Genomic DNA, 25,865 nt, shown 5'->3' on the forward strand with positions numbered 1-25,865 from the left:
TTAATGTTCTTGTAAAACTTAGCAGCTTAAACTGTTACTAAATTGTTTGGCGAAATAGTTACGTTTTCACCATTAACTATAATTTGTAAATCTTGGTCGCCATCAACTTCAAAGTGTGTTTTACCTTGATTAACGATAACCTTTAAGATTTGATGTCTAAAATTCACTTTGAATGAATAACCTTCCCATTGCTTAGGAATGCGAGGTTCAAAAGTTAGCCTATTGTCCTTAACACGCATACCTCCAAAACCTTCCACAATACTCATCCAGGTACCAGCCATTGATGTGATGTGAAGTCCTTCGTGCACTTCGTGGTTGTAGTCATCTAAGTCTAAACGCGATGTTCTTAAGTAGAACGTGTATGCTTGCTCCATTCGGTCTAACTTCGCTGCCTGAATACTATGAACACAAGGCGACAACGAACTTTCGTGAACCGTAAATGGCTCATAAAAATCGAAATGACGCTCTAATTCTTCAGTTGTAAAATGATCTTCGAAGAAGTAAAACCCTTGTAATGTATCTGCTTGTTTAATGTATGGCGAACGTAAAATTCTATCCCAAGACCACTTTTGGTTAATTGGTCTTTGCGACTTGTCTAAATCTGCCACAGTGATTAATTCCTTGTCCAAGAAACCGTCTTGTTGCAAGAATACATTGTGTTCTTCAGAATGTGGGAAGTACATATTATTAGCCACTTCTAACCATTCTTTAACTTCAGCTTTAGAGAGTTTAGCCTTATTCATAACACGCGTGTAATCTGAATTATAATCAGCTTCAACCTTATCTATACATTCTGCTGCATACTTAATACACCACTGCGCAATGTAGTTGGTGTACCAGTTATTATTAATGTTGTTTTCATACTCGTTCGGACCAGTTACTCCAAGAATAACATACTTGTTTCTGTATGTTGAAAAGGTTGCACGTTGATGCCAGAATCTTGCAATTCCGATCAATACTTCAAGTCCCATTTCTGGCACATAACTAAAGTCTCCTGTATAACGGAAATAGTTGTAAATAGCGAAAGCTATAGCACCATTTCTGTGAATTTCTTCAAAGGTAATTTCCCACTCGTTGTGGCATTCTTCACCATTCATTGTTACCATTGGATATAAAGCTGCACCATTTTTGAAGCCTAATTTTTCGGCATTTTCAATGGCTTTTTCTAAGTGCTTATATCTGTAGGTTAATAACATTCTGGCTACGCTTTGGTCTTTGGTTGCCATATAGAATGGAATACAATATGCTTCAGTATCCCAATAGGTACTTCCACCATACTTCTCGCCTGTAAAACCTTTTGGACCTATATTTAATTGAGGGTCGGTTCCTAAATAGGTTTGATTTAAATGAAAGATATTAAATCGAATACCTTGTTGCGCTTTTAAATCACCATCTATAGTGATGTCTGCCATATCCCAAATCTTAGCCCAAGCTTCTTTTTGAGCATCTAGTAAACTTGAAAAACCTTCATTTACAGCCGTATCTAAAACCGAACTTGCTGCCGTGATTAATTGGTCTTTATCGTGATTTCTATCTACTGTGTAACCACCAAATTTATGAATAGCAACCGTCTCACCTTGCTTTGCATATTGCGTATAGGTAAAGGCTATTTTGTTTGACGTTTTATCAACTGTTGCATTTGCTTCAACTGAATCACCATTAAGATAAATACGAGATTCCATAAATGTACAGGTATGGAATTCTGTCTTCATCGTTTTGGCTTTGATGAATGCTTTCTCTCCATCTTGAACCACATCTTGCGTATCCCAAAACTGGTCGTCCCAGTTGGTGTCCTCATTGGTAATCCCACTATCTAAATACGGTTGAAAGGTTACCTTAGCATCAGAATTTAGTGGTTTTACTTCATAATTAATTGCTCCCACTTCATCTTCAGTAAGACTCAGAAAACGCTTTACATTGACTTCGATTTCTACATCATTTCGAAGTGTTGCCGTAAAGCTTCTGGACAACCAACCTTCTTTCATATTAAGCTCGCGCTTAAAGTTTTCAACCTTTTTACACGTATGCAGGTCTAAAGTTTCATCATTAATCATAACGTTGATACCAATCCAGCTTGGTGCATTTAACACCTTAGCAAAATACTCGGGATAACCGTTTTTCCACCAACCTACTCTTGTTTTATCTGGATAGTAAACACCTGCAATGTAACTTCCTTGAAACGTAGGTCCGGAATACCTCTCTTCAAAATTGGCACGTTGTCCCATTGCACCATTTCCTAAGCTAAAGATACTTTCTGAAGCTTTAACTTTGTTTGGGTCGAATCCTTCTTCGATGATTGACCAAGCGTTAGGTATGATATAATCTAAATTCATTTGTCTCTTTTTATGAGCCCAAGAAAAAAAGGCTTATTTTTTATTCGTTTATAAGTTGTTCTATAAAATCTTCAGAAATTTCCGTAAAATCATTGAAGACATATTTAGCATGACCCAATACATCCTTGCTACCAATACCTATAGATATCATATTGGCAAAATTAGCTGCTTCTACACCAGCAACTGAATCTTCAAAAACGATGCAGTCCTCTGGTGCTACATTTAACAGTTTTGCAGCTATTAAAAACACTTCTGGGTCTGGCTTTGCTTTGGTAACATCGTTACCATCTACAATAGCATTGAATTGTTCTTTTAAATTAACACGCTCTAAAATGGTTCTGGCATTTTTACTTGCAGAACCTAAGGATATAGGTTGTTTATTTTCACTCAAAAAGTTGAGTACTTTTGGTACATCTGGAAGAATTTCAGATTCGTCCATTTTAGCAATATGGCTTAAGTAATCTTCATTTTTCTTAGCCATTTGCGCGTTGAATTCTTTTTCTGAAAGGGTTTTATTTCCCCAAGCTAAAATCTTTTCAAGCGATTTTACTCGGCTTACACCTTTTAGTTGTTCGTTTTCTTCTTCGGTAAAGTCTATACCTAAATCATTAGCTAATTTTTTCCACGCCAAGAAATGGTATTTTGCGGTGTCTACAATGACACCATCTAGATCGAATATGAAGCCTTTAGTTTTCATTTATTTTGTTATTTTATCCTTCACTCTTAGCGTTAGTAATCCGGCGAATATCATTGAAATTCCGCCAACGAAAAGGGCATAAACTGGTTGGTTGTTGAAAAATTTTGAGACCAAAAAGCCTAATATTGAAGCAGCAACGAGCTGAGGAATTACGATAAAAAAATTAAAAACACCCATGTAATAACCCATTTTACTTGAAGGTAAAACACCTGCAAGCATAGCGTAGGGAATAGATAGTATGGAAGCCCAAGCGACACCTACACCCATCATTGGCAACCACTCTAGATTAACCGTTGTAGGATCACTAATAAAATAAATCGACATTAATCCCAATCCGCCAAAAACTAGAGCTAAAAAATGTGTAAACTTCCTACTCGTCCTCTTTGCCATCAGTGGTAAAAGAAATGCTACCGCTGCGGCAATAATATTATAATTAGCAAACATATTATTAACTCTATTTGCACCATCATTATAGGCTACAGATGTAGTATCAACAGAATTGTAAATATGTTCTGTCACAGCAGGTGTCATATAAATCCACATTGAAAACAAAGCAAACCAAGAAAAGAACTGCACCCAAGCAAGTTGCTTCATTACCTTTGGCATGTTTTGAAAGTCGTTCATAATGGTTACAAAGCCATTTTTGAAATTTCTACTTTTTTGCATTAAGCCTGAAATAACAAGTGCCAACCCTCCAAGACTTAACAAACCAAGGGTTAATACATACAAATCCTTTTTAAGTTGATACTTATAGATTAGATAGGTAGAAGCCAAACCTACTATTAAAACAATAGTTCCATTTCTTACATGTGTTTTTCCATTGGAAATGAACCAAGCCTGCGACTTCTCCTCTTCTTTATAATTGTTTGATTCTACATCTTCAAAGGCTTCTATCTCCTCAGGACTATACTCTTTAGATTTTACTACAGTCCAAAGGACAGCAATTAAAAATACTGCACCACCTATGTAAAAAGAATATTTTACTGAATCAGGTATTATTCCCTCCGGTGCTGTATTGGCAACACCATAATAGGTTAAAATGTTTGGGAGTTTTGACGCCACGTAAGCGCCGATGCCTATAAAAAAACTTTGCATGGCAAATCCCTTAGTAGCTTGATGATCCGGCAAGTTATCGCCGACAAAAGCTCTGAAGGGCTCCATTGATACATTAATTGACGCATCCATTATCCACAACATACCTGCTGCGAACCACAATACTGGAGAATTGGGCATTATAAATAATGCTGTAGATGCTAAAATAGCTCCAATTAAAAAGTAAGGCCTTCTACGTCCCAATTTGGGATGCCACGTTCTATCACTGAAATAACCAACAATTGGCTGAACAATTAATCCAGTTAATGGTGCAGCTACCCAAAGAATTGGAATATCTTCAATCTCTGCTCCTAGTGTTTGGAATATTCTACTAACATTGGCATTTTGGAGGGCAAAACCCATTTGAATTCCCAGAAACCCAAAACTCATGTTCCAAATTTCCCAGAAACCTAGTGTGCGCTTTTTCATTAAATAGTATGTTTAAATTAATACTATTCTGATAAGCAGTGCTCATCAAAACTTATGTAAGAAGTGAAAATATAAGTCTTGAATCGTCGGTAAAGATATAAAAGATTGTTAGAACACCAATGTTAAATTATTATTTAGTGGATTCGCGCTCAATTAATTCTGTTTCAATTACGATGGTTTGAAATTCTTCTTCTTCCGTTTCTATTTTATTTTCTAACTTGTTGATAAGGAGATCTGCTGCTTTCTCACCCATCTGTTGCGCATGCTGACTTACAGTAGTTAAACTTGGAGTTGAATGTTTGGACAAAACACCGTCAGTAAAACCAATAACCTGTATATCATTTGGAATATCTAATCCTAATTTTCTTGCAACCTTCATTGCTGACAAGGCATAGAGCTCGTTAACTGCAAAGATGCCATCTATGTTTTTATTTGACTTAAACAGTTGCTCAATCTCTTTTTCTAAAGCTTCTAAATGTGTTTCATAATCTAAGGTGTCATCAATTTTTAAAATAAGCTCTGCCTTAGGCTGTATTTGATGTTTCTCTAAGGCATCTAGATAACCCTGTGTTCTTAACTTGCCAACACTCACATAGTCTTTAGTAGTTATTAATGCTATGGATTTACATTTATTTTTAATTAATTTTTCTACAGCATTTCTGGCGCCATTTAAATCATCTACAATTACTTTATCACAATTGATATCTGAAACTACACGATCAAACATTACAATAGGCATTCCTTGGCTCATTGTTTCATTAAAGTGATGATAATCTTGTAATTGCTGTGTTTCTTTAGAAATAGAAAGAATAAATCCATCTATACTTCCGTTTGCCAGCATTTCCATATTAATTACCTCTTTTGAAAAAGATTCATTTGAAAGCCCAACAATAACGTTATAACCTCTATTATTTGCCACCAACTCAACACCACGAATTACCTTAGAAAAAAAATGATGTACAATCTCAGGAATAATAATCCCAATAGTGTTTGTTTTACGGTTTTTTAAACTTAGAGCAATATTATTAGGTCTATAGTTATACAACTTTGCGAATGCTTGCACTTTTTGTTTTGTATCGTCGCTTATTTCAGCACTATTTCTCAAAGCTTTAGACACCGTAGAAATAGACACATCTAACTCCCTTGCAATTTGCTTTAATGTAATTTTTCGTTTCATATTTTAACTATAATATAGTTGAGCGAAGATAACCTTATTTTAACAATTCAAATTCCAAAGTCCTTAATTTTAACTAGGTCTAATTGCGAATTCCTCATTTTTTTGCTATTTTAATAAAAATGTTAATGATTGTTAAAAAGTTTTTAACACGAAAACGTTTTCGTGACTTATGTCATATTTTTTAACACATGAATCACACTAATTTTACATAGATTTAACCCAAGAAGTGAAAATATAAATCAATTAACTAAGCAATTAACTTAAAAACATTGTATGAAAACATTCTTAAATGCTTTACTGTTCTGTTTGATAATGATGCCTACCACTTTATTGGCTCAAACAACCGTTTCAGGTACAGTAACAGATAAAGCAAACGCTATGCCTTTACCAGGCGTAAATGTCTTGGTAAAAGGAACTTCGAGAGGTGCTTCTACCGATTTTGACGGTAAGTTTACCTTAGAAGTTAACCAAGGAGAGACTGTTGTAGTTTCTTATGTAGGTTACAAAACACAAGAAATAACATTTAGCGGTCAATCTAGTCTTGATATTGCACTTGAAGAAGATGCAGCACAATTAGACGAAGTAGTACTTATTGGTTACGGTTCTACTACTAAGAAAGACGCTACAGGATCTGTAGATGTTGTATCATCAAAGGATTTTAATCAAGGTGCCATCGTTTCTACCGATCAACTATTGAATGGTAAAGCTGCTGGTGTTAGAATCACCAATAACGGAGGTTCGCCAGACGCTGCACCAAATATTAGAATTCGTGGTGGATCGTCCTTAAACGCACAAAACAATCCATTAATAGTTATAGATGGTGTACCTATTGGAAACGATAATCCTGCTGGTGTATCTAACCCATTGACTTTGGTAAACCCTAATGACATTGAAAGTTTCTCAATATTAAAAGATGCTTCTGCTACTGCAATTTATGGTTCTAGAGCATCTAATGGTGTTATTATCATAACCACAAAAAAAGGTACTTCTAGTGGAGCACAATATAATTTCTCTACAGACTATTCTGTATCTACTTTAGGTGATGGATTAGATATGATGAACGGAAATGAGTTTACAAGATTCATCCAAGAATATCACCCAGACCGTGTTGATGACTTAGGAGTTCCTGCTGGTACAGTTGCTACTTCAGAAGCCATAGCACAAACAATAAACGGAAGAAATATTTACAACACAAATTGGAGAGATGCTATTACAAGAACTGCAACAACCTCTAACACCAACTTTAGTGCAAGAGCTAATCTTTGGGATGCTATTCCTTTTAGAGGTTCTGTAGGTTATACCTACGCTGAAGGTGTTGTAAAAAACGATGACTATGAAAGACTAACAATGTCTGTTAAACTTACACCACGTTTGCTAAATGATAACCTTAAGTTAGATGTTAACGCTAAGAGTATCTTTGCTTTTAAAAATGCTGTTGATGCTGGTGGTGCTATAGGTGAAGCTCTTAATTTCGACCCTACTAAACCTATCTATAATAGAGCTCCTAATAATAGATTTCAAAATTATTACATAACACTAAACGGAGGTGGTAACTTTGGTATTTTCCAAGCTAATCCATTAGCAAGACTAGAACAGAGAGAGCGCCCAGAAAATGTTTATCGTTTTGTAGGAAATACTGAATTAGACTACACAATGCCATTTTTACCTGAACTTAGAGCTGTTGTAAACTTAGGTTTAGATGCATCTGGTTCTAAAATAGAAGAACGTTTTACTAATGGTGCGTTTGAAACGTTTAGATTAGACAATAGCACAGGGCAAGGTGTATTTAATCCAGGTATTAACTACAAGGAACAACAACACATTACTAATACTACCTTTGATGCTTTCTTACAATACAAAAAAGAGCTAACAGGTAAAATTGTAGATAGCTATGACGTTCAGGCAGGTTATTCTTATCAAAATTTCAAAAATGACGGTAACCAAGTTCGTTATCAATATAATGCAGATTCTGGTAGAAGAGAATTAGTATATAACGAAGCTAATCCTAACTTTAGATACTATAACGTTCTAAATTTACAATCATATTTTGCGAGAGCTAACATAAGTGTATTAGAGCGTTTCTTATTAACTGCTTCTGTAAGAGCCGATGGGTCTTCATTATTTACCGAAGATAATCGTTGGGGTTATTTTCCTGCAGCTGCTTTAGCTTGGCAAATTGATGAAGAAGCGTTTTTAAGTGATTCTAAAGTCTTTAATTCTTTAAAATTAAGATTAAGTTGGGGTGAAACTGGACAACAAGATATTACTGGTGTAGTAGGCTTTTATCCTTCAATTCCATTATTCTTAGCGGGTGACGCTAACAGTCAGTATTTCCCTAATTCATCTTTATATTCTGCGCAACCTTTTAATCCCAACTTAACATGGGAAAAAACTACAACTTATAACCTAGGTTTAGATTTCTCTTTGTTTAACAACGGAATGCTATCAGGTTCTTTTGATATATACAAGCGTAATACTAGAGACTTATTAGCTCAAGCTCCTGTTCCTCCAGGACAAGCTTTAACCAATGCTTTTATTGACAATATTGGTGAAACGGAAAGTGAAGGTTTTGAACTTAACCTTAACCTAGTTCCTGTTAGTACAGAAGATCTAACAATAAACATAGGTGGAAACCTGTCTTATAATAGCACAGAAGTTACCGACTTAAATGGTCTTGACAATATAAATGCAGGTGGTACACTTAGAGGTACAGGTGCAGACTTATTAAGACATGCTGTTGGTCAGCAAGCAGGGAGTGCTTATGTATTTAAACAAGTATATGATTCAAACGGCGACCCTATTCCAAACGCATTTGTTGATTTAAATGGTGACAATCAAATTACTGATGCTGACCGTTATTACGAGCAAATTGCACCAAACTGGACTTATGGTTTTAACTTAAATGTAAACTATAAAAATTGGGACTTAAGCTCTAGCTTCAGAGGTCAAATTGGTGGTAACGTGTACAACTTTGCACAACTTAACTACGGATGGACGGATGCTGCAGTATTTAGTAGTCAGAACAACTTAACTAATGTTCTAAACTTCTATGATGGTTCTGCTAATGATGTTATTCAAAATGTAAATGGTAACATTCAGTTCTCAGACTATTATTTAGAAGATGCAACATTCTTAAGATGTGATAATATTGCTTTAGGGTATCGTTTTAGTGATTTAATAAAAGATGGCTCTATGAGGTTATATGCTGCCGTAACTAATCCGTTCTTAATAACAGATTACTCTGGTGAAGACCCAGAAAACTTTGGTGGTATTGACAGAAACTTTTATCCTAGACCTACTGTTTACACATTAGGTGTTAATATAGATTTTTAAAAAAAGAATTATGAAAAAAAGAATTTTAATTTTATTCAGTTTAACAATTATAGGGTTCTATTTCTCTTGTACTGACGATTTAGACACAAAGCCTATAACTGAATTAACACTTGAGGAATTATTAGCTTCCGACCCTAATGCTGTAGAAGGACTAGTCTCTAGACTATATGCTTCTTATGCATTAACAGGCCCAAGCGGTCCTGGTAGTTCAGATATTGTAAGTCCAGATGCTGGTGAAGGAGCTTTTTTGAGAGCTATCATCAACTTACAAGATTTTACGGCAGACGCTATGAAAAATCGCTGGGGAGATGATGGTTTAGACCAGCTTACTACAACATCTGCTTGGGACAGAAACAATAAGTTTTTTAGATTATTCTATGACAGAGCTTATTACACTATCCCACAATGTAACAACTTCTTACAAGCATTAGAGATAGCAGATTTCCCTAATGAAGAAAACATTGTAGCAGAAACAAGATTCTTAAGAGCACTTGCATACTATAATATCATTGATGTATTTGGAAAAGGTGTATTAGCTACGGAAGAGAATTTTGGTCAGTCAGAACCATTACCTGAGGCTTCAAGACAAGAATTATTTAATTACGTTGAAACTGAATTATTAGCTATAGAACCTGTTATTAGCGAGACTTCTAACTATGGTAGAGCTAATAAATATGTAGTCGATATGCTTTTAGCAAAATTATACATCAATGCAGAAGTATACACAGGTACTGCAAGATGGGATGACGCTGCTACCTACATTAATAAAATTATTAATGAAGGACCTTATAGCTTAGACAATAACTTTATTAGAATGTTCTCTTCTGATAATGACATGTCACCAGAAATTATCTTTCCACTTATAGCTGAATCTGTAACTAGTCAAAGTTATGGTAACACAACCTACATTGTTAACGGAAGTTTAAGTGCAGACACTATGCCTTTAGCTCAGTTTGGAGCTACTCAAGGATGGACAGGTCACAGATCTTCTAAAGGATGGTACGGATTATTTGGGGATAACATTGCAGAACTACAAGCTTCAAATGATGTAAGAGCTAGTTTGTTTTGGACAGATGGGCATAACTACGAAATGAATGATTATAGAGAATGGACTGATGGATTCCCTGTAACTAAATTTAGAAATACAGCTTCAGATGGATCTGGTGGTGCTGTTGACTTTTCAGCTACAGATTTCCCTTTCTATCGTCTAGCTGATGCTTATTTAATGTATGCTGAATTAGCTTTAAGAGGTGCTGCTGGAACATCTATGGGAGATGCCTTAGATTATGTTAATGCTGTTAGATCTAGATCTGGCGCTAGCACAATAACTAGTGGAGACTTAACATTAGATTTTATTATAGACGAACGTGCAAGAGAACTAAACCTAGAAGGTCATCGTCGTTCAGACTTAATACGTTTTGGCATGTTTACAGGAGGTAGTTATATATGGCCTTGGAAAGGCGGCTCAGCTTCAGGATCATCTATACCAGACAGTTATAGATTATTCCCTATTCCGGCAACTGCCTTACAAGCAAATCCTAACTTAACACAAAATCCTAATTACTAATAAACAAAAAACAAAGAATGATGAAAAAAATAAAATTAATTTTATTGCTATTTGTCACTGTAGCTAGCTTTACTGCTTGCCAGCAAGATGACGATTTAGAGTTTGTGGCAAATGAAGCAGAAGGACTAGTGTTTAACACTTCATTTTTAGATAACTATGTGTTAAACTCATCTGTTTCAGGCAATCTCGCAGAACGTTTCACATGGGGAAGTGCAGATTTTGGAGTACCAACTAATATCACATACTATTTACAAGGGGCTACAATGTCTGATTTTTCAGATTATGTAGCAGGCGAAAGTCTTTATGATTTAGGAAGTACTACAGCAAATCCTGAAGCTAATGAAATCCCTGTAACCGTAGGCCAAATGATTGCCTTAGCTAATGCTGCAGGACTAGACAATAATGAAGGTACAAATACAGGCACACTTTATTTTAGATTAATGGCGGTTATTGGAGATGATGGTTTACCATCATATTCTGCTATTCAAGGACTTAATGTAGAGTTACAACAAGAAACTTCAGGTGGAGGCACAGGAATAGAGCCTTCTATGTGGGGAATTGTTGGTTCTGGTTATAACGATTGGGGAAGCGCTGGCTTAGATGGTGTTTTTTACACTACTTCTGAGGAGAATGTTTTTGTTGCTTATGCTAATTTAATTGACGGTGAAATCAAGTTTAGAGCAAATAATGATTGGGGAACTAATTATGGAGATACAGGAGCTGATGGTACATTAGATGATGGAGGTGACAATATCGCTGTTACAGCTGGTTCTTACAAAATAACTATGAATCTTAATGACAACACTTACACAATGGAACCTTTTTCATGGGGAATTGTAGGTTCTGGTTATAATGATTGGGGCGCTACACCAGATGCTAAGTTTTACTATGATTATACAACAGATACTTTTAAAGTTGGTGTAAAATTAATTGATGGTGAAATTAAATTCCGTTTGAATAATGATTGGGGAACTAACTTTGGAGATACTGGTGCTGACGGTACTTTAGAAGATGGAGGTGACAACATTGTTGTTACAGCTGGATTCTATAATATTACTCTAGATTTTAACAATAATGTTTATACAATGGAAGCTGGAGATGTTTTTGGTATTGTAGGTTCTGGTTATAATGACTGGGGAGCTACTCCTGACTATAGTTTCACACAAGTACAGCCAGATGTTTACATGGCTGAAATTGTAACTATGTTAGATGGTGAGATTAAGTTTAGAGTTAATGAAGATTGGGGAACTAACTACGGTGACACTGGTGCTGATGGCACTTTAGACGATGGAGGAGATAACATTGCTGTTGCAGCTGGCTTATACCGTGTAAAAATGGATGTTGCTAATGGCACCTATGAACTGAATAAAATTCAATAATAAAATATCTTATTATTAACCCAAAAAGGGCTGATTAATGTCAGCCCTTTTTTTAAATAATGCGTTATGAAAAAGATTTACATATTTACATTACTTGCTATAATTTCCTTACTAGGCTATAGTCAAGTTACAATAACACCGAACCCGTTTGAGGTAGACGAATCTATTACTATCACATTAGATATAAATAGCAGCTCTTCCAATTGTAACGGATTTAATAATCCATCAAAAGTATATATACATTCTGGTGTTGGTGACACTACGGACCCATGGACTCATGTTGTCGGTAATTGGGGCATAGATGATGGTATTGGAGAAATGACAAACCAAGGAGGTGGTATATGGACCATTACCTTTGTACCTGAAACTTACTATGGTCTTAGTGCTTCAGAAGCTGCAAATGTTGTTAGAATGGGCATGGTTTTTAGGAATGCAGATGGTTCAGAAGAGCTTAAAGCCAATGGATGCCAAGATTTCTTTTTTGATGTTGGGACATTTCAAATGAGCCTATCGTCACCAAGTTCTGAAACAACAATACTGAATTCAGGTGAAAGTCTAAGTATTTCTGCTACTAATATAGGTGGTCCTGCTACTTATACATTATCTGCTAACGGATCCGTTATTAATACGGCTAACTTCGTTTCAAATTATTCATATACAGATATGAATATTACTGAGAACAAATCCTATGAATTAACTGCAACTTTAAACGGAACCACAATTACAAGAACTTTTAGTGTATTAGTAGACCCTGGTTCTAATTTTGGTATAATGGCTGCAGACTATGAAGATGGAATCAACTACATAGATGACAATACTGCTTTGTTAGTGTTATATGCTACTGGAAAAGATTTTGTGTACTTGGCAGGTAGTTTTAATAACTATCAGCCTGATGCTTCGTACGCAATGAAAAAGGATCCAACAAGAAATAACAAGTTTTGGATTGAACTAACAGGGTTAACTCCAGGACAAATTGAAACCTACCAATATTGGGTAGTTGATAAAACTCCAGTTGCCAACTCGCCTGTATTAGTAAAAACAGCCGATCCATACTCAACATTAGTACTTTCTCCTTTTGACGACCCATATATACCTACAACTTCTTATCCAAATATGCCTACATATCCAGTAGGTCAAGAAAGAGAAGTTACAGTTTTACAAACTGGACAAACACCATACAACTGGCAAGTCACGGACTTTCAAAAGCCAAAGAAAGAAGACCTCATAATTTATAAACTCTTAGTTAGAGATTTTGATGCTGACAGAAACTATCAAGATGTGATTGATAAAATTGACTACTTTAAAAGTTTAAATATTAACGCTATTGAGTTAATGCCTGTTATGGAATTTGAAGGTAATGAAAGCTGGGGCTACAATACATCTTTCCATATGGCATTAGACAAATTCTATGGTACAGAAGACAAGCTAAGAGAATTAATAGACGTTTGTCATCAAAATGGTATTGCTGTAATTTTGGACTTAGCCTTAAATCACGCTTTCGGACGTAACCCGATGGTGCGTATGTGGATGGATGATCCTGATGGTGATGGTTGGGGAGGACCAAGTTCTGAAAACCCTTATTTTAATGTAACAGCTACACATACTTATAGTGTAGGTAACGACTTTGATCACTCTAATCCAAGAACAAAAGACTACACAAAACGTGTTATTAAACATTGGGTTGAAGAATTTCATATAGATGGATTCCGTTGGGATTTAACAAAAGGTTTTACTCAAAATTGTACTTCAGGAAACGAAACCTGTACAAATGGTTACCAACAAGACCGTGTAGATGTATTAAGAGAGTATGTTGACTATTCGTGGTCTTTAGATCCTTATCACTATGCTATTTTTGAGCATTTAGGAAGTGAAAATGAAGAAAAAGAATGGGCTAATTACAGATACTCTGAAGGTAAGGGTGTGATGATGTGGGGAAAAATGACAGATCCTTACAATGAGTTAACAATGGGACAGAATGGAAATAAAAATATTAATGGTATTGGTCACAAATCAAGATCTTCTTTTGATGGCCCAAGAGTTTTAGGTTATCCAGAGAGTCATGACGAAGAGCGCTTAATGTATAAAAACCTTCAGTTTGGAAATACTAGTAATAGCAGTCACAATGTTCAAGACTTAAATACAGCACTATCACGCATGTCTGCTTTAGCTGCTGTATCTGTAATGGTTCCTGGGCCAAAAATGATTTGGCATTTTGGAGAATTAGGAATGAACAATTCTATATTTACTTGTAACAATGGTACTGTAAATACACCTGATGATGCTACGCCTGGTGATTGCAAATTAGACACTAAGCCACAACCTCAATGGGGTAACAATTGGATTACTGATGCTGTGAGATCACAAATTTATGATGATTGGTCTAGACTACACAAGCTTAAAATTGAAGAACCGGTTTTTGAAGGCGAATACACCATTAGTTCAGGGGATTTCACTCCTAGAATAGATATTTTTGATACTTCAATTCCTACATCTGAACTTAGAAACGTTATAATTTTAGCTAATTTTGATGTTAATACACAGTTTGTAAACACCAACTTCCCAGCAGGAGTAACTACAACTTGGTACGACTTAATGGACCCTACAGGTAACACTACGGTTTCTAACTCTACAACTACTATCACAATACCAGCAGGTCAGTTTAGAATTTTAGGAAATCAACCATCTAGTGTTCTAAGTGTAGATGACCAAAATTTTTCAGTATTTTCAATATACCCTAACCCTACACAATCATTGTTTAGAATTAATTCTAATGTCTCTAATATTGAAATTTATGATTTAACAGGGAAAAAAGTAAAATCTTATAAAGGTGATTTTACTAAAAATGACACTTTTGACATTTCTACTTTAAATACAGGTACGTACATAGTAAAAGTTGAGGATAACAACAATAAAACTAAGACAACTAAGTTAGTAAAACTCTAATTTATTAAGTGTTTATTTGAGTAAAAAGGCTTCTTATAGAGAAGCCTTTTTTTATAATATTAATTAGTGGTCGTTAATATAATACACAAAAAAAGCTAACAAAATGACTATAAACAAAAAACCTTCAACATATACGTTGAAGGTTTTATTTGTACAGGCGGCGAGACTCGAACTCGCACACCTCGCGGCACTAGATCCTAAGTCTAGCGTGTCTACCAATTCCACCACGCCTGCAAAAGGACTGCAAATATAAACAATAGTTTCAATATTCAAATAGGTTTTATTTAAGAAAATAATCCTTTCATTATTATTACTTTTGTTAGAAATCAAATAACTACTATGCAAAACATAAATTCTTACATCGATAAGCACAAACAACGCTTTATCGACGAGCTAATTGATTTACTAAAAATTCCTTCTATAAGTGCAGATTCAGCTTACAAAGAAGACGTACTTAACACAGCAGACGCTATTAAAGTGAGTTTAGAAAAAGCTGGATGTGATAAGGTTGAAATTTGTGAAACAGATGGCTACCCTATCGTTTATGGCGAAAAAATAATTGACAAAAACTTACCCACAGTTTTAGTTTATGGCCACTATGACGTACAACCACCAGATCCGTTAGATTTATGGAATTCCCCTCCGTTTGAGCCTATAATACAAAATACAGAAAAACACCCTGAAGGAGCCATTTTTGCAAGAGGTGCTTGTGACGACAAAGGCCAAATGTATATGCATGTAAAGGCTTTAGAATACATGACAAACAATAATGAATTACCATGTAATGTAAAGTTTATGATTGAAGGTGAAGAAGAAGTTGGTAGTGCCAATCTCGGGAAGTTTGTCGCTGCTAATCGTGAGAAGTTAGAAAACGATGTTATTCTAATTTCTGACACTGGCATGATTGCTAAAGATGTACCTTCTATTACAACTGGTTTGCGTGGTTTAAGCTATGTTGAAGTTGAAGTTACCGGACCAAATAGAGATTTACACTCTGGTTTGTATGGAGGTGCTGTAGCAAACCCAATAAATGTGTTAACCAAAATGATTGCATCACTTCATGATGAAAACAATCACATTACCATTCCTGGTTTTTATGATAAGGTTGAAAATCTTTCAGATGAAGAACGTACAGAAATGGCCAAAGCTCCGTTTTCATTAGACAACTACAAGAAAGCTTTAGATATTGATGCCGTTTACGGTGAAGAAGGCTATACCACAAATGAACGAAACTCTATAAGACCGACATTAGATGTTAACGGAATTTGGGGAGGTTATACAGGTGAAGGTGCAAAAACAGTTATTGCGAGTAAAGCTTACGCCAAAATTTCTATGCGCTTAGTGCCTAACCAAGATTGGGAAGAGATTACGAAGTTATTTAAAACCCATTTTGAAAGTATTGCACCAAAAGCCGTAAAAGTAAAAGTAACTCCACATCATGGCGGCCAAGGCTATGTAACACCAATAGATAGCACAGGTTACCAAGCTGCGTCAAAAGCTTACGAACAAACTTTTGGAAAAACTCCTATTCCACAACGTAGTGGTGGAAGTATTCCTATTGTATCTCTTTTTGAGCAAGAATTAAAAAGCAAAACAATCCTTATGGGCTTTGGTTTAGATAGCGATGCTATACATTCACCAAACGAGCATTTTGGTGTTTGGAATTACTTAAAAGGTATTGAGACTATCCCTTGGTTTTACAAGTATTTTACTGAGTTAAAGTCGACTGAGTAGTTTTTTACTCTTTAATAATTTTATAGGTCGAAGCTTTAGTTTTAGACTTAACATTTACAAAATAAACTCCTGAAGTAATACTATCAAACGGAATTTCGATGTAGGTTTTTTGGGAGTTTGTTTTTTTAACCACTTTCCCTGATATATTATTAATTATGATATCAATTTTAGTTTCAGTAAAATTATCAACCTTAATTACTGAATCTACCGGATTTGGGTACACTTTTATTTCATTAGGCTGAAATTCTTCAGTAGATAAAACAGAAAAATTAATGCACGCACTCATTTCTGTACAACTTCCATTGGTGACTTCAACAGCATAATTTCCATCGGTTAATGGTGTAAAGGACTGATTGGTTTCTCCAGAAACGGGCGTATTCGTATCACAATTAAACCATTGATATGTTCCTATCGTTTGGTTAGACATTAATGATGTCGCTGTTTGTGTAATGGTATTATCTACACCAATTAAATTAGCTTTAGTCGCTGTATATGCCAACACTAACTTGGTCAATTCTGTCATATATTGAAAATCGATATCCTCAACCCTATCGTTAGACGTATGATAATCTGGTGTTTGATCATTGGTTTCCCAAGATTCACCAACCAAAACTGCTGAATAACCTTGATTCCAAAAACGAGAATGGTCGCTAGCTGTGGTACCTGGATTAACAACAATTTCGTGTAAATCGAAGGTGTAAGTACCAAGAAGAGCCAATAAATCATCTTTTATAGCAACCGAATTTGCAATATTTCTAACATCAATATCAAACTGATTATCACCAGGTGTTCCGGGTGCATCACCATCATAACCAATCATATCCATGTTAATTACTCCTAAAATATTATCTCGTGTATTTCCATTGGTTTCGTCAGCAGCTTGCTGTGCATAATAATTAGCACCAAGCAATCCTATTTCCTCTTCGTCCCAAAGCGCATAAACAATTGTATTATCAATACACTGTGTAGAAAGTATTCGTGCAATTTCTAAAACTGCTGCAACTCCAGTAGCATTATCATCTGCACAGTACGTAGTTACAGAATCATAATGCGCACAAATTATATATATATCATCAGGATTTGTTTGCCCAATCTGAGTAGCAATAACATTCTTCCCAACCGTATTAAAATTCTGAAATTCAACATTAAGATTAGGCAATGCTTCTAAACGTTCTTTTATATAATCGGCTGCTAAATCGTTATTACTTTGTACTCTAGTCGTTATGGTTTGTGTACTTCCGTTTATGGTCGCTGTTTGTTCTCCAGACAGCTCTGCTACTGTAGTTTGTAAGTTAGAATTACTTACTTCATTAATTAAATCCTGAACAGATTGCGCTTTAATATTGAAAGTTACTAAAGCTATTAAGCCAAGTAATAGTAAGGGCTTTTTCATTAAAATAAATCATTTAATCTTCTACTCAAAGATACTAAATTGTAAAAAATTGATAATCAAATGTTTTGAAAATAATTTTTTTATTCTACATTTGTAGAGTTAATTCTAATTTTGTAGAACAATGGAACTCTCTAAAACCGAAGAACAACTTATGCAATATCTCTGGAAGCTAGAAAAAGCTTTTATGAAAGATATTTTAGAAGTCTATCCTGAGCCAAAACCAGCAACAACAACCGTTGCCACGTTATTAAAGCGCATGATTGGTAAAGGTTTTGTGGATTATAAAACCTATGGTAAATCAAGAGAGTATTACCCACTAGTTAAAAAAGAAGACTACTTCTCAAAGCATGTAAACGGTTTAATTAAAACTTTTTTTAACGATAGTGCGTCTCAGTTTGCATCGTTCTTCACCCGAAAAACAGATTTAACCAAAAAAGAGTTAGAAGAGCTAAAAGCTATAATAGACAAGGAAATTAAAAGTAAGTAATCATGGAACTATTTTTATTAAAATTTTCGGCTTGTCTTTTGGTGTTTTGGCTAACCTATGTGCTACTCTTAGAAAAGCAACAGATGCATCACTTCAAAAGATTTTATCTGTTGGGTTCGTTTGCCATGGCTTTAATAATTCCGCAGCTTACAATTATTGAATATATAGAACCTATTGTTCAAAATTTTGAAATCACAGCTGCATTTATTCCCATAGAAGCAGAAGTTATGCCTCAACCCATTGAGACCTCACCTGTACTGACTTTAGAAACTATTCTTTGGTCTATCTACATACTTGGAGCAACACTATTTGCAATTCGTTTTGCGGTTAACCTTTTTAGACTTTACAGCCAAATTGCAACAAACGATAAACAGCACAACCGTAATTTTATCTACGTATTACTAAAAGCGTATCGTATACCACATTCCTTCTTTAAATACATTTTTGTTAACCGCCAACAATTTGAAAACAATCAAATACCCGAAGAAGTTAGACTACACGAAGAAACGCATGCCAAGCAATGGCACAGCTTAGACATTTTGTTGCTAGAACTGTTACAAATTGTCTTTTGGTTTCATCCGTTGGTGTACATTTTAAAACATCATGTAAAACTAAATCACGAGTTTTTAGCAGATGACGCTGTATTGCAGCAAGGTGTTACCACTAAAAGCTATCAAAATATATTATTACAATTTTCATCAAACACTCACAATCATCAATTAGCGAGTGCTATCAATTATTCATCATTCAAAAAACGATTTACAGTTATGAAAACGCAAACCTCCAAAACTCGAATTTGGTTAAGTACCTTATTGGTATTACCAGTTTTAGCTATTCTTTTTTACAGCTTTGCAGAACGAGAGTATGTACAAAAAGAACAAACAAATCCTGCTGATGCTATTACAGAAGAGCTAAAGGAAGCAAATAAACTAAAGATGACTTATGTTAGTGGCGCTACAGATGCCATGATGCAAGAATATATTGCTTGGATGGAAGCTTTTGAAAGAACAAATTTCATTAATAACACTACATATCAAAGAATTGTTGCCATCTATGATATTATGAACGACACACAACGGAACAGTGTCAAAAAGTATCCTGAAGTCCCTACAATTAACCTGTCTAAAGTTGAACCAAAATCACCTTCAAAAATACAGTTTGAATCTTGGAAAGATGAAACCGTATTTGCACTATGGCTTGACGGTAAACACATTGAAAATTCTACTTTAAACGATTATTCTCATAAAGATATCGTCTATTACACTGGCAGTAAAGTTTTAAACAATGCTATGAGTAAAACGCATCCGCAACCATATCAATTTAATCTGTATACAAAAACAGGATTCAAATCAACCTATCAAAATTCGCAAATAAAACGTTACGAGAAAATCTCGAAGGTATATTCTAATGCAATTACAGAATATTTAAAAGGTCCTCAAACCGATAACTCTGAGTTATTTATTTTAAAAGCACAGGCAGACAAAATATATAATTCGTTCACTAAAGAAGAATTAAAAGAACATAATATTCTACCTTGTCCACCTGTTCCTGCCAAGAACTATAATGGTCGTACTCAACAAAAAGCTACAAAACAACAGATAGCAGAATACAATGCTTGGGCAGAAAAAATGAATAAAGCCATAGAGAAAGTCAAAGTAAATCCTAAAGCTGCTTACCCAGTTATTAAAAAAGATGAATATGACTATTATTACAAGATCTACAGCTCTCTAATGACTAAAAAGCAAAAGCAAGACGCAGAACCGTGGCCAAACATTCCACCTCCACCACCTCCTGCTCCACCAGCACCTGAGACACCTAAGAAAACATCTAAGGGTGGACCAAATGCTAATGGAGTATACCAAACTAACAAAATTGAACCTATTGAAATCTATATTGATGGTAAGAATAATATTCAATTTAACGGTAAGAAAGTTGAAATAGCTGACATTAACAATGAAGTAAAAAAACTCAACAAACATTTATCTACTGACGAGCATAGAAAATATGTTATGGCTTCAATTGCTATTGAAAAGAATAAAAGTGCAGATTTAGCTAAATCCATACAGTTGAAACTTAAAGAGGCAAATGTTTGGTCTACATGTATATCTTATAATGAAAGTATTGCTAAATCTAACTTACCGAAAAGATCATTAAACTTATACTCTGGGTTAACCGTTGAAGAAGCTAAAGCCAAAGAAAAGAAAATTTTCAATACTTCTGAAGATTCTCTAAAAAAGACAGACAACACCAACGATAATAGTCCATGGAAGGTAAAAATGGTAACTGCTTCATATGAATTTATAGATGATGATGGTAAGAGTACTGGTAAAATTGATTTATTTAGTGACAGAACTACTCAGTACCCTATTATTAATGGAAAACAAATTAAAGGAGGAGATATTTCGCTTACTAAGGAAAAACTGAAAAATTTAAAAATTACATTAAAAGAAAATAAAATTACATCCTTTAAAATTCAGTTTCCAAATAATCTAATACATATTAATAAAGGTAACATCTTGAACGATAAAGTTAAATCATATATAAACCATATTGAACCCAATTATGTTGTTACTCTTTTTGATATATATGATAAAAATGGTAAAGAATTACCACCAATATTGATTACCGTTACAAATTAGTACTTAAGCCTCGCAATGCGAGGCTTTTTTTTAGTCTTATGGAAGGTAAGATAATCCGTTTCTTGTTTTCCAAAGGAAATACTTTTCGAATAAGATTTTGCCAAAATCATAGATTACATTCGGAATCATAATGGCAAACGTTCTCGGTTTAAACAAGTGATTGCTTACAATTAAAACTTCTTTCTTTCCTGCGTCCATAATACACAGTCCAGGTATTTTTCCCCAAGGCTTTTCTTTTAGCTTTTTACCTTTTTGAACTCTTAGAATATTCTCTGCCACTACCTTGCCAGTTTCATCAGATGGATATCCTGTTTTTGGCCCAGAGAAAGGTACTTTACCAGGTTTAAATGGCAGTTTTACATCTACCGCAATACCTGCTGCCCAAATATTCTTATGTGTAACATGCTGGTATGTATCATTTACAGGTATATAGCCTGCAGCATTGGTTTGTAGCCCTTTAGAATTAACAACAAATTCAACACCAATAAAAGGAGGCATCAACATGGTGAAGTTACTTTCTATAAATTCTCCACTAGATAATAATACCCCATTAGACTTCACCTCTTCCACACCAACCTCGGTTCTATAATGTATATTAAACATTTTCATAAAGGTCTTAAGCATGGTATTTCCCATTGGCATACCATCTATACCAAAATGTCCTAAATACGTTTCGGGTGTTATCCAATATAAATCTACTTTTTTACGAATTTTTTGCTCTCTCAGCCATTTTTCAATATTAAAAAGAAACTCATATGCTGCTCCCATACAACCAGCATTTTGTGTTGCTCCAATTACAACAGGACCGGGATTTTCTTTAAATGCATTAAGTGCTTTTCGGGTTTTCATGGCTCCATCTGGTGTACCTATATAGTATGCATAATCTTTAACACCTTTAGCAACATCATACTTAACTTTTGGACCTGTAGCTATAACCAAATCGTTATATTCAAAATCGCCTTTTGTGGTTTCAACTTTGTTATCTTCGGGCAAGACTTTTATGGCTTCTGCATGAACAAATTCCACACCTTTTTTCTCTAGTATTTTATCTTTTCTAAATGAAATATCTTTTATATCTCTTCTGCCAAAAGGAACCCAAATCAATGATGGTATAAACAAAAACAAGGGAGACTTATCAATAAGTATTACACGTTGATTCTTTGGGTCTTTCCTTTTTAACTCTAAAGCTGCAGTAATGCCTGCAAAATTTCCTCCTATTACAACTGTAGTTCTCATAACTCTATGATTTTTGGTTACACCTAAAGTTAGTTTTTATACTTAAGATTTGGTATGACAAAAATCATATGAGGCCTAAACTCCACATTTTTAGCTTATTTATGTAACATTTGTTACCATTTTGCGTTCTAATAACCTATACATCAATCAATCAATCAATCAAAAAACAAACAGTTATGTTAAAACAATTCTTTATCCTGTGCTCGGGAGCAGATACCAATATTCTCGATAACTGCTCTAATGGCGAGCAAAATAAATATGCTGGCATTGGTGCTACTGTGTTTTTTACCGCATTAATGGCAACTATTGCTGCAAGTTATGCATTATACACAGTTTTTGACAACCTCTATACTTCCATTGGTTTTGGGCTGGTTTGGGGACTTCTTATATTTAATCTAGACCGTTATATTGTATCAACTATTAAAAAAAGAAATAGCTTTTTAGACGAGTTGCTACAAGCTACACCACGAATTTTTCTGGCTGTGATAATTGCTGTGGTGATTTCAAAACCTTTAGAACTTAAGATTTTTGAAAAGGAAATCAATCAGGTGTTATTAGAACAAAAGAATGATTTAACCTTAGCCAATCAAAATCAAATTGCGCAACAATTCAATCCTAAAATAGCAGAATTAGAAAATCAGATTTTAGGTTTACAAAGTGAAATAGGTACTAAAGAAACCGAAGTCAATGCACTTTACGACACTTATATAACAGAAGCCGAAGGCACATCTGGATCAATGAAATTAGGAAAAGGCCCTGTTTACAAAGAAAAGCGCGAAAAACACGATGCTGCTTTAGCAGAATTACAACAACTAAAAACCGATAATAAAGCAAAAATTACAACTCTAGAAAATGAAATTATTGCTTTGCAAGACGATTATAAAGCCAACGTTACAGAATCGCAACCTATCATTGATAATTTTGACGGCTTAATGGCCAGAGTTACCGCTTTGGGCACGTTGCCTTGGCTACCTTCTTTCTTTATTTTCTTGTTGTTTCTTACTATTGAAACTTCACCTATTATCGCAAAACTTTTATCACCAAAAGGCGAGTACGACTATAAATTAGAAGATCAGGAAACTGTTATAAAATCGTGGGTTAGCCAACAAGTTGCAGAACGTCAGTTACTAGTTAAAACAGATAATGACATTAACAACAAAGTCTACACAGAAATTGCTGATGAAGAGGAGGTGATGAACTACAAACGTAAAAAAGCACGCGAGTTGATGCAGCACCAAGCTGATGCATTTTTAAAGAAGCAAAAGGGAGTACTTTAAAAATGCGTTAGTACAGATTTATTGGTAAATGATTACTTTTAGGATATTCTAAAATCCTATTTGTAATGAAATCCTTCTATTTTGCCTTAGTACTTTTACTACTCAATTGCAGTAATAACCAAGACCAACAGAAAGACACTTTTGAAACCGACAAAGCAGAAATTTTAAAAGTCCTGAACGCACAAGAAAAGGCATGGAATACTCATGACTTAGAAGGGTTTATGCAAGGCTACTGGAAGAATGATTCTTTAAAATTTTACGGTAACAGAGGATTAACTTACGGTTGGGAAAACACTTTAAAAAATTATAAAAAAGGCTATCCAACAAAAGCTGAAAGTGGTACATTGAATTTTGTTATCAATGATGTTTCAAAAATTGAAGGAAATAATTACTGGGTTATGGGAGAATATCATTTAAAAAGAGAAGCTGGTAATGCAGATGGTATTTTCATCATTATCTTTAAAAAGATTAATGGCGAATGGAAAATTATAGCAGACATGTCTTGCTAAATAAAAAGTGCTCAAAAGCCGCTTATCTGTCACCATAAACGTACTTAAGGCACTTTCTGTGTATATATTTTAAGATTTATTCTTCTAAGCTGCAACAATTGAACCAGCAGGCACCTGGATAGTTTCAGGCTCTTCAGACTTAAAATGATCGTAAAGTTCTTTGCAACCTAAACCTATTATTGATAATTTTTTAGATTTTGTAATAGATTCATTATGTAATCTAGCCAAGGCCATTACGCCTGCCCTATCTATACTTTCTACACTTTCTATATCTAATAAGATATTATCTAGTCTATCAAAAATATTAGCAAAATGCGCATTAAAAGTCTTAATACTTAACTTGTTAAGTGTCCCCTTAATCTGAAAGCGGTTGTTGTAGTTGGTGATCTGTAAATCCATAATAAATACTGTTAAATCATTAATAATAATTTAGGGCTATTAATCTGTAAATCTGGTGCTATTAATTCTAAGGGATGACACTAATATCTGACTAAATATCCTCTACTTCCCAGAAATTCGATAAATGGTATTTTTGTCTAGACAATTTGAAATTGGCGGTTTATTTTTTCGATAAACAACACATTTACAAACACATAGATTGTAAGAAAAATTACTACTTAATCTTGAATTTTATATAGTGAGTCTTAAGGTCTACCGGTTTATGAATTTCTTTAATAGAAACAGGATATTTATGGAGTAATGTTTTAGGACGAATTGGTCGTTTTTCAAAACCACCACCACAGTTTGGGCAGATATGATGTAAAAGCTCTACACAATCCTTGCAGAAGGTACATTCAAATGTGCAAATCATAGCCTCTTCAGAATCAAAAGGAAGTGATTTATTACAATGCTCACAAGTTGGTCTTATTTGCAACATTTTGATTTTTGTATTGAATAAATTAAAGAAGGAATTTACCTTTACACCATGAAATATAAATATAAGGTAATTTTAATGGTTATTCTTGCCGGAATAACACTCTTTGGATTAGTAACTGGTCGTTACTTATTTATGGTATTTATGATACCTCTGAGTTTTGACTTCTTCAACAAAAAGAACTCAGATTAAATCTTCTTAACGTATTGGGTTATAATTACGATTTGCTGGCCATCTACTTTGCCTTCAATATACTCAGCGTTTTCATGGTCTAGTCTTATATTTCTAACAGCCGTTCCTTGTTTGGCTACCATACTCGAGCCTTTAACTTTAAGATCTTTGATAAGCACAACAGAATCTCCATGTTCTAAAACCACACCATTAACATCGCGATGTGTAATTTTATTTTCATCATCTTCACCATCACCCGATGCTTTTGCTACTTCTAACAAGTCATCTTCGATGTAAAACATATTGAGTAAATCTTGTGTCCATTCTGCATCAATTCTGTGAAGCATTCTCCAAGCCATCACTTTTACGGCATCATGCTCGCTCCACATGCTATCGTTAAGACATCTCCAATGGTTAGCATCAATTTTGTCAGCATCGTTCATCTGTTCTATACATGTTTCCGATGCATATAAAGCCAAATCTTTAGCATCTGGAACAATATAAACTGCTAGTTTTTCTGTGGCTCCACTAAGTTCGCACTGATTTCCACTTCGCTTTTGAAGTTCTCTTTCTAAACTCATCAAAATATAATTTT

19 protein-coding genes and 1 tRNA gene are annotated in these 25,865 nt (G+C 34.6%); 10 read left to right on the forward strand and 10 right to left on the reverse strand.

Annotated features, from left to right (window positions below; all coding sequences use genetic code 11):
• Window positions 1–26: 26 nt before the first annotated feature.
• The 4 genes from V1468_RS02090 to V1468_RS02105 form a co-directional block, all read right to left on the reverse strand.
• A complete protein-coding gene (locus V1468_RS02090; RefSeq protein ID WP_331808599.1) occupies window positions 27–2,333 on the reverse strand; it encodes a glycoside hydrolase family 65 protein in 2,307 nt (768 codons plus the stop codon).
• 40 nt (window positions 2,334–2,373) lie between these two features.
• On the reverse strand, window positions 2,374–3,030 hold the full coding sequence (gene pgmB / locus V1468_RS02095) for a beta-phosphoglucomutase (protein ID WP_331808600.1): 657 nt from the start codon (window positions 3,028–3,030) through the stop codon (window positions 2,374–2,376).
• Window positions 3,031–4,551: an MFS transporter gene (locus V1468_RS02100; RefSeq protein ID WP_331808601.1), complete on the reverse strand. Its 1,521-nt coding sequence runs from the start codon at window positions 4,549–4,551 to the stop codon at window positions 3,031–3,033.
• Between the two features lie 130 nt (window positions 4,552–4,681).
• Entirely contained in the window at window positions 4,682–5,728 is a 1,047-nt protein-coding gene (locus V1468_RS02105) for a LacI family DNA-binding transcriptional regulator (protein ID WP_331808602.1), read from the reverse strand.
• Between the two features lie 273 nt (window positions 5,729–6,001).
• Between V1468_RS02105 and V1468_RS02110 the strand changes: the two genes are divergently transcribed.
• The 4 genes from V1468_RS02110 (at window position 6,002) to V1468_RS02125 (ending at window position 14,950) form a co-directional block, all read left to right on the forward strand.
• On the forward strand, window positions 6,002–9,061 hold the full coding sequence (locus tag V1468_RS02110; protein WP_331808603.1) for a SusC/RagA family TonB-linked outer membrane protein: 3,060 nt from the start codon (window positions 6,002–6,004) through the stop codon (window positions 9,059–9,061).
• Between the two features lie 10 nt (window positions 9,062–9,071).
• Window positions 9,072–10,628: a RagB/SusD family nutrient uptake outer membrane protein gene (locus V1468_RS02115; protein WP_331808604.1), complete on the forward strand. Its 1,557-nt coding sequence runs from the start codon at window positions 9,072–9,074 to the stop codon at window positions 10,626–10,628.
• 17 nt (window positions 10,629–10,645) lie between these two features.
• The gene (locus V1468_RS02120; RefSeq protein WP_331808605.1) at window positions 10,646–12,007 is read left to right on the forward strand and encodes a SusE domain-containing protein; all 1,362 of its coding nucleotides are present in this window, start codon (window positions 10,646–10,648) and stop codon (window positions 12,005–12,007) included.
• 66 nt (window positions 12,008–12,073) lie between these two features.
• Window positions 12,074–14,950 (forward strand): alpha-amylase family glycosyl hydrolase, encoded by a 2,877-nt coding sequence (locus tag V1468_RS02125; RefSeq protein WP_331808606.1) that lies wholly within the window; start codon window positions 12,074–12,076, stop codon window positions 14,948–14,950.
• A 152-nt stretch (window positions 14,951–15,102) separates the two neighbouring features.
• Here V1468_RS02125 and V1468_RS02130 read toward each other — a convergent pair.
• Window positions 15,103–15,184 (reverse strand) — tRNA-Leu (locus V1468_RS02130).
• Window positions 15,185–15,289: 105 nt separating this feature from the next.
• On the opposite strand from V1468_RS02130, the gene V1468_RS02135 reads away from it, so the two are divergent.
• Window positions 15,290–16,684: a dipeptidase gene (locus tag V1468_RS02135; RefSeq protein ID WP_331808607.1), complete on the forward strand. Its 1,395-nt coding sequence runs from the start codon at window positions 15,290–15,292 to the stop codon at window positions 16,682–16,684.
• 4 nt (window positions 16,685–16,688) lie between these two features.
• Here V1468_RS02135 and V1468_RS02140 read toward each other — a convergent pair whose 3' ends face one another.
• Window positions 16,689–18,077, reverse strand: coding sequence for a M28 family peptidase (locus V1468_RS02140; RefSeq protein ID WP_331808608.1), 1,389 nt, complete (start codon window positions 18,075–18,077; stop codon window positions 16,689–16,691).
• A 121-nt stretch (window positions 18,078–18,198) separates the two neighbouring features.
• Between V1468_RS02140 and V1468_RS02145 the strand changes: the two genes are divergently transcribed.
• Together V1468_RS02145 and V1468_RS02150 are read left to right on the forward strand one after the other, a co-directional pair.
• Entirely contained in the window at window positions 18,199–18,564 is a 366-nt protein-coding gene (locus V1468_RS02145; RefSeq protein WP_076618165.1) for a BlaI/MecI/CopY family transcriptional regulator, read from the forward strand.
• Between the two features lie 2 nt (window positions 18,565–18,566).
• Complete coding sequence (locus tag V1468_RS02150) at window positions 18,567–21,203, forward strand: M56 family metallopeptidase (RefSeq protein ID WP_331808609.1); 2,637 nt, start codon at window positions 18,567–18,569, stop codon at window positions 21,201–21,203.
• A gap of 36 nt (window positions 21,204–21,239) precedes the next feature.
• Here V1468_RS02150 and V1468_RS02155 read toward each other — a convergent pair whose 3' ends face one another.
• Window positions 21,240–22,439: an NAD(P)/FAD-dependent oxidoreductase gene (locus V1468_RS02155; protein ID WP_331808610.1), complete on the reverse strand. Its 1,200-nt coding sequence runs from the start codon at window positions 22,437–22,439 to the stop codon at window positions 21,240–21,242.
• 176 nt (window positions 22,440–22,615) lie between these two features.
• Between V1468_RS02155 and V1468_RS02160 the strand changes: the two genes are divergently transcribed.
• Together V1468_RS02160 and V1468_RS02165 are read left to right on the forward strand one after the other, a co-directional pair.
• Window positions 22,616–23,716 (forward strand): DUF4407 domain-containing protein, encoded by a 1,101-nt coding sequence (locus V1468_RS02160; protein WP_331808611.1) that lies wholly within the window; start codon window positions 22,616–22,618, stop codon window positions 23,714–23,716.
• Window positions 23,717–23,781: 65 nt separating this feature from the next.
• Window positions 23,782–24,225: a YybH family protein gene (locus V1468_RS02165; protein WP_331808612.1), complete on the forward strand. Its 444-nt coding sequence runs from the start codon at window positions 23,782–23,784 to the stop codon at window positions 24,223–24,225.
• A gap of 84 nt (window positions 24,226–24,309) precedes the next feature.
• Here the strand turns inward: V1468_RS02165 and V1468_RS02170 are convergent, their stop codons facing one another.
• Both V1468_RS02170 and V1468_RS02175 read right to left on the reverse strand, forming a co-directional pair.
• Window positions 24,310–24,624 carry an STAS domain-containing protein gene (locus tag V1468_RS02170; protein WP_331808613.1) on the reverse strand — a complete coding sequence of 105 codons (315 nt, stop codon included), beginning with the start codon at window positions 24,622–24,624 and terminating at the stop codon, window positions 24,310–24,312.
• A 214-nt stretch (window positions 24,625–24,838) separates the two neighbouring features.
• Window positions 24,839–25,102, reverse strand: a complete 264-nt coding sequence (locus V1468_RS02175; protein WP_331808614.1) for a DUF1272 domain-containing protein — start codon at window positions 25,100–25,102, stop codon at window positions 24,839–24,841.
• 48 nt (window positions 25,103–25,150) lie between these two features.
• Between V1468_RS02175 and V1468_RS02180 the strand changes: the two genes are divergently transcribed.
• Complete coding sequence (locus V1468_RS02180) at window positions 25,151–25,291, forward strand: hypothetical protein (RefSeq protein ID WP_331808615.1); 141 nt, start codon at window positions 25,151–25,153, stop codon at window positions 25,289–25,291.
• On the opposite strand, the gene V1468_RS02185 is transcribed toward V1468_RS02180, so the two are convergent.
• Window positions 25,288–25,851 carry a PhnA domain-containing protein gene (locus V1468_RS02185; RefSeq protein ID WP_331808616.1) on the reverse strand — a complete coding sequence of 188 codons (564 nt, stop codon included), beginning with the start codon at window positions 25,849–25,851 and terminating at the stop codon, window positions 25,288–25,290. The two genes, V1468_RS02180 and V1468_RS02185, sit on opposite strands and share 4 nt — an antisense overlap.
• Window positions 25,852–25,865: the final 14 nt, after the last annotated feature.

The organism is Winogradskyella poriferorum (assembly GCF_036553625.1).
In the GTDB taxonomy this organism is placed as follows: domain Bacteria; phylum Bacteroidota; class Bacteroidia; order Flavobacteriales; family Flavobacteriaceae; genus Winogradskyella; species Winogradskyella poriferorum.